Origin of the sequence: Sinomicrobium pectinilyticum, from assembly GCF_003725735.1 — a bacterium.
Lineage (GTDB): Bacteria > Bacteroidota > Bacteroidia > Flavobacteriales > Flavobacteriaceae > Sinomicrobium > Sinomicrobium pectinilyticum.
This window is the reverse complement of record NZ_RJTM01000178.1, coordinates 17,748-29,738: the sequence shown is the minus strand read 5'-3', so window position 1 is coordinate 29,738 and position 11,991 is coordinate 17,748. Positions and strand designations below refer to the sequence as shown.

General features: G+C 43.8%; 10 protein-coding genes. 5 read left to right on the top strand and 5 right to left on the bottom strand.

All coding sequences use genetic code 11. The annotated features are described in order from the left end of the window. The first annotated feature begins 332 nt into the window (after positions 1-332). The 5 genes from ED312_RS22130 (at position 333) to ED312_RS22110 (ending at position 6,074) form a co-directional block, all read left to right on the top strand. The gene (locus ED312_RS22130) at positions 333-659 is read left to right on the top strand and encodes a hypothetical protein (RefSeq protein WP_123218200.1); all 327 of its coding nucleotides are present in this window, start codon (positions 333-335) and stop codon (positions 657-659) included. A 4-nt stretch (positions 660-663) separates the two neighbouring features. Beyond that, positions 664-963 (top strand): hypothetical protein, encoded by a 300-nt coding sequence (locus tag ED312_RS22125; RefSeq protein WP_123218199.1) that lies wholly within the window; start codon positions 664-666, stop codon positions 961-963. 55 nt (positions 964-1,018) lie between these two features. Then, positions 1,019-2,644 (top strand): PepSY-associated TM helix domain-containing protein, encoded by a 1,626-nt coding sequence (locus ED312_RS22120; RefSeq protein ID WP_123218198.1) that lies wholly within the window; start codon positions 1,019-1,021, stop codon positions 2,642-2,644. Positions 2,645-2,822: 178 nt separating this feature from the next. Further along, a complete protein-coding gene (locus ED312_RS22115) occupies positions 2,823-5,207 on the top strand; it encodes a TonB-dependent siderophore receptor (protein ID WP_123218197.1) in 2,385 nt (794 codons plus the stop codon). 150 nt (positions 5,208-5,357) lie between these two features. Continuing rightward, positions 5,358-6,074, top strand: a complete 717-nt coding sequence (locus ED312_RS22110) for a DUF4198 domain-containing protein (RefSeq protein WP_123218196.1) — start codon at positions 5,358-5,360, stop codon at positions 6,072-6,074. A gap of 289 nt (positions 6,075-6,363) precedes the next feature. Here ED312_RS22110 and ED312_RS22105 read toward each other — a convergent pair whose 3' ends face one another. The 5 genes from ED312_RS22105 to ED312_RS22085 form a co-directional block, all read right to left on the bottom strand. Continuing rightward, positions 6,364-6,828 (bottom strand): sensor of ECF-type sigma factor, encoded by a 465-nt coding sequence (locus ED312_RS22105; RefSeq protein ID WP_123218195.1) that lies wholly within the window; start codon positions 6,826-6,828, stop codon positions 6,364-6,366. Positions 6,829-6,866: 38 nt separating this feature from the next. Continuing rightward, positions 6,867-7,412: a hypothetical protein gene (locus ED312_RS22100; protein ID WP_123218194.1), complete on the bottom strand. Its 546-nt coding sequence runs from the start codon at positions 7,410-7,412 to the stop codon at positions 6,867-6,869. A gap of 30 nt (positions 7,413-7,442) precedes the next feature. Continuing rightward, positions 7,443-7,985: an RNA polymerase sigma factor gene (locus tag ED312_RS22095; RefSeq protein WP_123218193.1), complete on the bottom strand. Its 543-nt coding sequence runs from the start codon at positions 7,983-7,985 to the stop codon at positions 7,443-7,445. A 316-nt stretch (positions 7,986-8,301) separates the two neighbouring features. Then, positions 8,302-10,128: an ABC transporter ATP-binding protein gene (locus ED312_RS22090; RefSeq protein WP_123218192.1), complete on the bottom strand. Its 1,827-nt coding sequence runs from the start codon at positions 10,126-10,128 to the stop codon at positions 8,302-8,304. Positions 10,129-10,201: 73 nt separating this feature from the next. Then, positions 10,202-11,926 (bottom strand): phospho-sugar mutase, encoded by a 1,725-nt coding sequence (locus tag ED312_RS22085; protein ID WP_123218191.1) that lies wholly within the window; start codon positions 11,924-11,926, stop codon positions 10,202-10,204. Positions 11,927-11,991 lie beyond the last annotated feature (65 nt).

Here is an 11,991-nt window from a genome sequence, read left to right as displayed (position 1 = left end):
CATAGAGGTCCCCTATGGGGGCTAGCCAAAGCCACCTTCTTAGAAGGTGTGATTTTTACTTGGGTTCTCATTTATGGGGTAGTGTTGGCGGTGGCTGTTCCGTGGAGGATGAAGGCTCCCGTTGTGACGGAAGTACATCGCAGCCCCGGAATTACCGATTCGGCAATTAATGACTCCCGAACTCCAAACTCCCCAACTAAAAAACTCCATAACAGTCTCCGGAAAGTAAAGCATGAGGTGATTTGAAATTAATCTAAATAAAATTGGATTGTCTGTATTCCGTTATTATATTTGCGATTGTTTAGATTTAGTCAAAATAAACTGTACGACATATGACTAGCTTGGTTGTTGCCATTACTTTTTTAGGTTTTTATACACTCTACAATACTTCAAAGAGAGCAATGTTAAGTCGTTCCCTTAAGATAGAGAAGTGGATGCAGGCCCATGGGAGGGAAAGTAAAGCGGCAGGGTTAATTCTGTTGTTTATTGCCCTGGTACTTTCCGTATTTCATTACGGGGTCGGGGCAGGCATTTTTGCTTTTTTCGTGATATTAATGACCCTGGGGAGCCTGATCGTGATGGTAACTCCGTTGCGTTTTATACGTTATCAGGCACTTGTCCTGATACTGATTCTTGCGATAACTTTTGAATTCCTCTAGGATTATGCCTGCCAATAAAAAATATTTGACAACCTCCGTCAGTCAGCGTTTCGCTAAAATAAGTGCGGGATTTATCGGCGGATATATGGTTACCGTGTCTCTTCACATTGGCCTGGCCTATTGGATAAACCATGTCAATGTGCTGATGACCCTGAGATATGCCGGTTTTCTGCTTTGGTGTGTTTTGTTCCTGCTCGCTTTTCTGGTGAAAAACGGTTGGAAAATATGGGCAATCTACCTGTTTCTGACACTTCTTTTTTCGGGATGTATTTACCTGGGAAAAACCTTTGGACTGGCGGGATGAGGAGTAGCCGGAGATATGAATAGCTATTGAAGCCACAATTACAATTCGGGACCTGATGAACAACAGAATCTACAATGTTCTTTTTAATATTCATACCATAAGCGGGATTATTATCAGCGCTGCCCTTTATGTCATATTTTTTGCAGGGTCATTTTCTTTCTTTCGTGACGAGATCATAAGCTGGGAACGAAACGAACCCGTACAGGAAAGAGGACTGACGGAAGTGAATTTCGACCTGTTGCTCGATACGATAAACAGCAGGGAAGCAGCTTACGGGAGGGATATTACCTTTAATCAGCATTACCAGGAAAGAAGGGTGGCCGTAAGCCTGACTCCTTCCAAGGATAGCCTCGCGCCGAAAGAAGCAGCAACAGGGGCATTCTTTTATATGGATAAAAAGAACTTCGGGAACTATAGTTATCCCGGTTCCTATTCCATCGGGGAATTTCTCTACCGTTTGCATTTCTTTGCACAGCTCAACTTTTTCGGAACGTCCGGTTATCTGTTGGCAGGTCTTGTTGCCTTCTTCTTTTTGTTTGCCGTAATAACGGGAGTCCTGGTACATTGGAATAAAATTGTGTCCAACTTTTATATTTTCCGCCCGGGAACAAAATGGAAGACTGTCTGGACAGATGCGCATACGGCACTGGGAATCATAGGGCTGCCCTACCAGTTTGTATTTGCCCTTACCGGCACTTATCTGATAATCAGTACTACGGTGATGGCCCCTCCGGTGGTAGCACTGTTCTATAATAATAATACAGCCGAAATGTATGAAGATTTCGGTGTGGGGGGCGGGTATCCCATGCTCATGGAGAAGCAGCAGGGCCCTGTACATATTAATGAACTGGTTAATAAGGTGCGTAACAAGTGGAAGGATTTTGATATCCGGTCCGTAACAGTTTTCAATTACGGGGATGCGAATATGCATGTTGCCGTAGAAGGATTTCCTTTGAACCACCGGAGTTTTGCAGGTAAGGGAAAAATGGTGCTCAAGGCGTCTACAGGTGAAATAATAGAGGAGAAAGATCCCTTTAACAATACTTCTTACCTGGACGGGGCCACGAATGTACTGGCCAAACTGCATTTCGGGGATTATGGTGGCCTAGGGTTGCGCATTATTTATTTTATCCTAGGCCTGGTCTCCTGTTTTGTCATTATTTCCGGGATAATGATATGGCTCGTTGCCAGGGATAAAAAGAGTGTTTCGGAGAAAAAAAGGCGTTTCAACTCCTGGCTGGTATGGATATACCTGGCAATATGCCTTAGCATGTTCCCGGCAACGGCCATTACCTTTGTCGGTGTAAAAGTGTTTGTACCGGACTTCGATGCGTCACGAATGACCCGTATTTACCAGATATTCTTTTACAGTTGGCTGCTTCTTTCGGTATTGTTTACCCTTAAAAGAGATAATTATTTTACCAATAAGTACACGCTTATCAGCGGTGCACTGATAGGTTTCCTGGTTCCTGTAGTAAACGGAATAGTAGCCGGTAACTGGATGTGGGTCACGTTCCGGGTCGGGTACTACGATATCTTTTTTGTAGATGTGTTCTGGGTACTGCTTTCTGCTACTGCACTGATTGTTGCCCTGAAACTGAAAAGACAAAAAAAATCTCCCGTTTTAAACAAAGGCCCGAAGAAGACTGCGCACAGGGAAAATCTTGCACCTGTAGAATAGGGACGGATCACAACACGGAAGAACTGTGGTATTCGGAGATTTATAAAGTTGTGCCGAATTCCTTTTTTAGTTTTAAATATAACTTAAAAAGGAAAAATAACGGAAAGGGTTTTGTTGTTAACTTTTCCTTAAATAGATTTGTATTTCATTAATTAAGTCTAAATAAAAATAGATTGAAATGAAAATCAGATTCATACTTGTTGTCTGTTTTACCGTGATTTCGTTTTGCACCGTTGCACAGCAAAATCAGGCCCTGTTACGTGGTTATATCACAGATAAGGAAGGTAACCTCGTAGAAGGTGCCAATGTGGTTTTGGAAAATTCAGGTCGCGGGGTTTCTTCTAACCCTGACGGATATTATGAGATTAAAAACCTGCATTTCGGTTCCTATACCGTTAAGGTTTCCGTTGTCGGTTATAAGACTGCTCAGCAACACATAACATTAGAGCCGGGAAGCAACCGCCTGGTAAATTTCGAACTGGAACCGGAGGTGAGCCAGTTGAGTGAAGTTATACTGTCCGGGCACCGAAAGGAGAAGTACAAAGTAGAGAATATATCCTTCAGTCTTCGCCTGAACCAGGAGCTTATAAAAATACCTCAGAACATACAGGTGATCACCGATGACGTTCTCAGGGACCAGCAGATTTTCGGAATGCGTGAAGGGGTCGGACGAAATGTCAGCGGTGTGATGCTTCTGGAACACTGGGGTAATTATGCCCGTGTAAATATGCGTGGTTTCCGGATTCCGGCATTTCGTAACGGAATGAACTTTACCACACAGTGGGGGCCTGTAGCCGAAGACATGGCAACGGTGGAACGTATAGAGATCATAAAAGGTCCCGCAGGCTTTATGCTGTCCGCCGGAGAACCGGCGGGACTATATAACGTAGTGACGAAGCGTCCGACCGAAAACCCCAGGAGGGAAGTAACGCTTTCTACCGGCAGTTACGGCCTGCAAAGGGCCACCGTGGATATAGGAGGAAAAGTGGATAAGGCAGGAAAATTGCTTTATCGTTTCAATGGGGTAGGGCATACCCAGAAAACCTTCCAGAAATATGGGTTTCACGACAAATACATTCTGGCCCCGTCCCTGAAGTACCGTTTTAATGAAAACACAAGTATTACGGCACAATATACCTATTATCACTCCAGGGTACCCGACCTGGGCTCACCTTATGTTTTTTCGCCAGAGGGGTATAAAGACCTGCCGAGAGATTTCAGTCTGACGCATCCGGGAATAGATCCTTCTTTAAACAAGGAGCATTCCGCCTTTGTGACTTTTGAGCATAAACTGGATGAAAACTGGAAATTGACTGCCCAACTCGGGTACCTGTACGGCACCCAGGTAAGTTCGGATATTTGGCCGGATGCGGTGGAAGAAAACGGTGATGTATACCGGAGATTATATATTTTTGACGGATTGGAAGAGCACAAACTCGGACAGGTTTTTGTGAATGGGGAAGTACAGACCGGGGCCGTTTCACACCACATACTTGCCGGCATTGATGTGGGTTCCAAGGATGTATGGTACGATTGGGGGGAGTCACATCTGATCGATGTTAACCAGCCTTTTAATATCTATGCCCCGGATAATTCTCAGGCTGTAATTCCCGAACTGGACCATGAGACCAGCATCCGTAAACGTGCGGGGACAGCCGGAACATTCGGGCAACAGCAATATACGGCCTATTATGTTCAGGACGAACTCGGTTTTCTGGAAGACCGTCTCCGTCTTACCCTGGCAGGCCGCTATACCGATCTGCAGGAAAGTATGTATAATGAAAGTACTTCAGATGGTAAATTTACCCCGCGTGCAGGCCTGAGTTTTTCCATAGATGACAATACTTCCGTTTACGGATTGTTCGACCAGGCTTTTCTGCCTCAATCCGGAACGGACAGAAGCGGTAAGGCCTTTGACCCGATAGAAGGGAATAATATTGAAGGAGGGATTAAGAAGAAATGGTTCGACGGAAAGTGGAATACATCCTTTTCATATTTCAGAATCACTAAAGAAAATATGTTGACTGCGGACCCTGAAGATCCTTTAAACAGTTCTGTACAATTAGGAGAAGTAAAATCCATGGGAGGAGAATTCGACCTCCAGGGGGAAGTAGTATCCGGATTGAACCTTATCTTTAACTATGCCTATACGGATGTAAGAATAAGCAAGGATACCGATGAAAGTCTGGTGGGTAACCGCGTAAGCGGTCATGCCAGGCATATGACAAACGGCTGGCTGAAATATACTTTCGGAGATTACAGTCCATTACAAGGGCTTAGCATTTCCGGCGGATATCTGTATATGGCAAAACGCGCTTCCTGGGATTCTGTATGGGGAGTGACGGGAGCCCAGACCTTACCGGATTACTTCCGCCTGGATGGGGCCCTGAGCTGGGCAAATGACAAGTTTTCCGTAGCCCTGAACATTAATAACCTGCTCAACGAATACCTGTTTTCCGGTTCCTCTTATCAGGCAGGTACAGGAGACAATACCCGTTTTTATTATTCGCAGCAGAATGAGCCCGGAAGGAACTTCCGTTTGACACTGGGATACCATTTCTGAACATGTTCTGTGCTTTAATATACGGCAGAGTTAACGACAGACCGATTTTCCCGTATAGTCAGGGTAAAAAGTCTCCCGGCATTTATGGAAACCAGGTTTTATCATGTACTGAAGTTTAATATATAAATAACATAACCAAAAAGTAGAAAGATGAAAAAAATAATATTGGCATTAGTAGCTGTTCTGGCACTGCAACAGGCAAACGCTCACTTTCTGTGGCTGGAGACAAAAGCTACGGGTAAACTGAACAAAAAGCATGAGGTAAAAGTATTTTTCGGAGAGTACAGTTACGGAGAGCGGGAGAAAACAGACGGGCATTTCACCTTTGCCGAAGACTTTACCCTGCACCTGATTGCCCCGGACGGCAATAAAACCACACTGGATAAAAAAGCGGCCACCGACCATTACAGTGCATCTTTTACACCTGGAGCCCCGGGAATTTATCGTGTAGTCCTCACCAATAACAACCTGGAGGTGGTGGACTATACCCAGTACGACCTGGGGATTTTTAAAACCGAATACGCTTCGGTTGCTACGGTACATGTAGGTAAGGAAGATAAAAATGCCACCGGAATATCTTCTTTGTCCAAACTGGAAATAATACCCGAAAAGGAAGGAGAAGAGATTGTCCTGCAGGTCATTTACGACGGAAAACCCTTGGCGGAAAATGAATTGAAGGTTTTCCTTCCGGAAGGATGGTCAAAAACCTTGCATACGGATGAGCAGGGTAAAGTTTCTTTCGCTATGCCGTGGAAAGATACTTACGTGGTGGAAACATCTTATAAGGAACAGGTGCCCGGAACATATAAAGACAAGAAATATGAATTTATATGGCATTTCACTACCTATAGCTTCGGAAAGGAGTAATAAGCAGAGAGGATATATTCCAAGGGATTTCTTTTGGATCCGCTTCCCTTTATTTAGAAGTATCAGGGGGAGTAACACCAAACCAAAGGGCGGCTGAAGGCTTTTCAACCGCCCTTTGTCTGGTTTCGTATAGGTGGTGGTATTATGCCGCTTATACGAGAGTGTACAACGATAAATTATGGTAGTACGGAAAAACAAAGAAAAAAGTATATCGACCTGAAAAGAGGTTCGGAATGACAGTTTCCGGATTTTTTGAAACCTCATTCATCTCTTTGTGTTTACCCCGGTTCTAATGTTGTTTTTCCTTGTCTTCCTGCCGTTTAAGCTTATGTAACAGTTCCCTGCTGAAATCTTTTTCTGCCCTTTTCAGGAGCAGGATTTTCCTGGCAGGTAAAACTCCTTTGAGGTTTCGGGTAAGCTGCATGTTTTCTTTGCAGATCTGATTTTCAATGTCTTCCAGTTCTGCCAGTAAACGATTGACTTCCGCTTCGGACATGTTGTTGATATCCCCGTTTCGTATAGGTTGTTTAATGTTTTTATACTCCTGGTGCCACAGCTCCGAAACATTATCATAATACTTATTGTAGACAGGCCACAATTTTTGGGCTTCCTCTGTAGTGAGAGAAAGCTTTTCGGTAATATAAGCTACTTTCAGGGCTCTTATGCGTTCTTTTTTGCTCTTTTCCTGTGTGTGCCCCGTTGCGGAGAAAAACAGCAGGAAGAGCGTAAAAAACAGGATCTTTGATACTTTCATTAATCTTGGATTTTTATGAGTACAGGGTTGCCGGGGGATCATTGGTTTAAATTTATTTCGGAATAATTAATCATGTTTTCTTCCAGGTAATTGATAAGCTCTTCCTCTTTAATAGAAGAAAAACTTATGGCGTTGAGGTCGGTAGTATCAAATACATCGGTAATATTTTCCGGGTATACGGGCAGCATATGGTTTTCTATGTAAAATTCCACCTCTTCCGGTTTTATACTGGATATGGAATAGGCATCGCCGGACCTTTCGGGAGATAGGATGGCAGGGAATATGGCCAGCATGATCAGGATGATGGCAGCTACTGCCGATATGGAATACACGACCCTGCGGAGCGTGAAAACGGGGACTTTTTTATCACGAACCGAACCTCTGTTCCTTTCCTCTTCTTCTCTGATAGCACTAAAGAGGCGATCGTCCAGCTGTTCCATATAACCGGAAGGGGCTTCAAAGCCATCCTGTCCGGGAATATTCCGGCTTGCGGAGACCGATTGTAAAATCCGCTCCTCCAGAGTGTCAAAATAGTCCTCCGGGATCCGGAATCCACTTTGGTTATTTTTTTTCTTAGGGTTCATAACTATTTGACTGTTTTAAAGATAGAAGGTTTAATCTTCTGTTAAAAAGTGCTCTATTTTTTTTACGGCATGGTGGTATGAAGCCTTCAGGGCGCCCACGGAAGTATCCAGTATACCGGACATCTCCTCATAAGTTATCCCTTCAAAATACTTCATATTGAATACCAGTTTCTGTTTTTCCGGCAATTTGGCTATGGCTTGTTGCAGTTTAAGCTGTATTTCGTCTCCGCTGAAATAAATGTCGGCCTTCAGGTTTGCCACCAGGGACTCCTGCAGTTCCGTACTGTCAATGCCTTTTCTTTTTGCCTTGGCATTGAGGAATGTAATGGATTCATTTATGGCGATGCGGTACATCCAGGAGAACAGGCTGCTTTCTTCTTTGAATTTATCGATATTCCGGTATATTTTTATAAAGGTGTTCTGAAGGACATCATCTGTATCGTCATGGTCAATTACCGTCCTCCGGATATGCCAGTACAATCTCGCTTTATACAGGGAAACTAAGGCTCTGAAAGCCTGCTCCCGTGTGTCGTTGTCTTTTAACTGGCGTACTAATGTCGAATCTGATACCATAATTATGTATGGTTTAGACCATAGGAATATTGAAAAGTTTAAAAATATTAAATTAACAAAAAAACAGGGTATAGTTATGTTTAATGATTGTTTTTTATACTATTTATAAATAAATATGAAAAAATATAATTATCTTCGGGACAACTTTTTGACCAACCAATTCTTTTTTTGCTTTATATAGGGTGAAAAAAGCCCAAGTCTTACTGTGGAAGTAGCATCCGCCCGAAAGGGCGGATGTTTTTTTGTGCTTTTTTGTACCGCTGAATGATCTGCCAGTCCCGATTTTAATCTTCCCCCTTACCGTCCGGAAGGTAGTTTAGTCAAACGACTGCATGTCCACCAGTTTCTTATAGGTACCATTTCTGTTCATTAATTCGCCATGCGTACCCTGTTCGGCAATTTCTCCTTTTTGCATGACTACGATGAGATCCGCATTCTGTATGGTGGAAAGCCTGTGTGCTATAACTACGGAAGTCCTGTTTTTCATCATATTTTCCAGAGCTTTTTGCACCAGTTTCTCGCTTTCCGTATCCAGTGCGGAAGTGGCTTCATCCAATATCATTATAGGTGGATTTTTCAATACGGCCCGGGCAATGCTGAGTCTCTGTTTTTGTCCCCCGGAGAGTTTGTTCCCGCTATCTCCGATATTAGTATATATGCCCTGTGGCAGAATAGAGACAAACTCATAGGCGTTGGCCACTTTAAGGGCTTCTATGATCTCTTCGTCCGTAGCATTTTCTTTCCCGAGAGAAACATTGGCCTTTATGGTATCGTTAAACAGTATAGAATCCTGGGTTACCAGTCCCATTAATCCCCTGAGCGAGTGGAGTTCCATGTTACGGATATCGGTGCCGTCTATGGAAATATTTCCGTCCTGTACATCGTAAAAGCGTGTAAGCAGGTTGGCTATGGTACTTTTTCCACTGCCCGATTGGCCTACGAGGGCTACGGTTTTTCCTTTTGGAATGTGCAGGGAAAAATCTTTGAGTACCTTTTCCTCTTCGTATTGAAAGTTAATATGCTCTATCCGGATATCCCGTTCGAAACTGTTTTTTGATATGGCGTCCGGAGCGTCAGCAATAGGGTTTTTTTCCTCCAGGATGGTAAGGACCCGTTCTGCGGCAGCGTTCCCCTTTTTTACACCGTAAGAGGCTTTGGAAATCGCTTTTGCCGGGGTGAGTATATTGTATGCCAGTCCTATGTAAGCAATAAAAGTAGGGCCGTTAAGGCTTCCTTCTACCAGGACCATATGGCCACCATACCACAATAAAATGGCAATAACGATAATACCCAGAAATTCGCTCGTAGGGGAAGCCAGGTTCTGGCGGTTGAGTATGGAATTGGACAATTGATAGAACCGTTTTGTGGAATCCTGGAAACGGTTGTAGAAATAGTTCTCCGAATTAAATCCCTTGATTACTTTTAGGCCTCCCAGTGTCTCTTCTATAATCGATAAAAAATATCCCTGTTCCAGTTGTGCCTGGTCCGACTGTTTTTTCAGCCTTTTGCCTATCACGGATATGATAAAACCGGAAATGGGCACAAAAACGAAGACAAAGAGGGTGAGCTTCGGGCTTAGCGCAAACATCGTTACGATAGTGAAAATAATAGTAAGAGGCTCCCTTACGATCAGTTCCAGAATGGAGAGAAAAGAATGCTGTATTTCCAGTACATCCGAAGATATACGTGCTATAACGTCGCCTTTTCTCTTTTCCGAAAAATAGGCTATGGGCAGTTCCACCACCTTCTTATACATGGCATTTCTCAGATCCTTCAATACGCCGTTTCGCAGGAAAGTTATGAAGAACATGGCCAGGTAATTGAAAAGGTTTTTCAATAAGAACAAAGAGATAATGATAGCAACCATTACTCCCAGTGTATATTCAGGCCCCCTGCTGTTTCCGGTGGTGGTAATATAATAATTGAGGTAATCCTCCAGGAATGATTTCAGATGTCCGATACCTCCATAGACCGGGGGAGTGGTGATATTTTCCGCTTCGCCGAACAGTACGGTAATCATGGGGATCAGGGAAACCATAGAAAGGGTGGCGAACAATGCATACAGAATGTTACAGATAACATTGAGCACCGCATACTGTCGGTATGGCCGGGCAAATCGAAAAATCTTTTTAAAATAATCCATTCAAAAAATGTTTTTAAACATGTTTTCCCGGGGGGGAAGCCACGGGGAAAGATCAAAAGTAAGCAGACAGAGACTAAGCCTCTATTCCCAGGTCCAGGACAATATTGTCTATTTTTTGGCGCAATGTTTTGTCGGTTGCTTCAAACCGGTCTGTCGAAGCCAGATCGGTATTGACGCTTATATAAAATTTTATTTTCGGTTCGGTTCCGCTGGGCCTGGCAGCAATCTTACTGCCGTCTTCGGTATAATAGATAAGCACATTGGATTTGGGAATGTCTATGGTTTTCTCTTTTCCTGTTATCATATTTCGTGCCACGGAACTCTGGTAATCTTCTACGAGGGTAACCCGGGAACCATTGATCTGTTGTAAGGGTTTGTTCCTCAGGTCCGTCATGATTTGTTTTATCTCTTCGGCGCCTTCCATACCTTTTTTTACCAGGGAAACGAGGTGTTCTTTATAGAACCTGAAATCTACATACATCTCCAGCAGTTTTTGATAGAGGGAACTGCCTTCCGCTTTGGCTTCCGAGGCTATTTCACATGCCAGGAGAGACGATGTAATAGCATCTTTGTCCCGAACAAAATCGCCCACCATAAAGCCGAAACTTTCTTCGCCTCCGCCAATAAACGGTTGTTGCGGATGATCTTTTATCATTTTGGCGATCCATTTGAATCCCGTAAGCCCGGTTTTGCATTCTACGCCGTAAGCTTCGGCCAGCCTGTTCATCATAGGAGTGGACACTATGGTAGAGCCGATGAACTCTTTTCCTGTAATCCTGCCTTCTTTTTTCCATTGATCCAGTAAAAAACGGGTCATTAATACCATGGTCTGGTTGCCGTTGAGGAGGATGAGTTTTCCTTCGTTGTCCCTAACGGCTATACCGAGGCGGTCGCTGTCGGGATCAGTACCGATAACCATGTCAGCCCCGGTTTCTTCTGCCTTTTTCATGGCTATGGTCAGGGCCTCCGGCTCTTCGGGGTTAGGAGATTTTACGGTGGGGAAATCACCGTCCGGGGCGGACTGTTCTTCAACGACATAAACGTTCTTATACCCGGCTCTTTCCAGGACTTCGGGCATAATGGTAATAGAGGTTCCGTGCAGGGAAGTAAACACTATTTTAAAATCGTCTTTTCCTTTGGCATTAAAGCTGCCGTTTTTCACGGAGGCTGAAATAAATGCTTCGTCCACCTCTTTATCTATATAGGAAATGAGTTCCTTTTTCGGTGAAAACCGGATGTCCTCAAAAGAAAGGCTGTTAATTTCCGCAATGATCTCCGCATCCTGAGGGGGTACTATTTGTCCGCCGTCTGTCCAGTATACTTTATACCCGTTATATTCCGGCGGGTTATGCGATGCGGTAAGTACAATACCGCAGTGGCAGTTGAGGTGTTTTACGGCAAAAGAAAGTTCGGGAGTAGGGCGCAGAGCTGAGAACAGGTATACTTTAATGTCATTGGCGGAGAATACCTCTGCCACTACGTTGGCCAGGGTATCACTGTTATGGCGGCAATCGTAGGCAATAGCTACTTTCAGCTCCTTGTCCGGATAAACCTTTTTAAGGTAATTGCTTAATCCCTGGGTGTTTTTCCCCAGGGTATATTTATTGATCCGGTTACTTCCCGTACCCATAATGCCGCGCATACCACCGGTACCGAATTCCAGGTCTTTATAAAAGCTCTCCGTAAGTTCTTTGGGAGAGTTTTCCATTAATTGTCTTATATTTTCTTTGGTTGCCTCGTCAAATGCCGGGCTGAGCCACTCGTTTACCTTTTCGAGAATTTTTTCGTCTACTTGCATTTTTTCGATTTATTGTAAGTTCATTATTCGGAATCCGGACTATCTCAAATGAATACGTTTTCTCT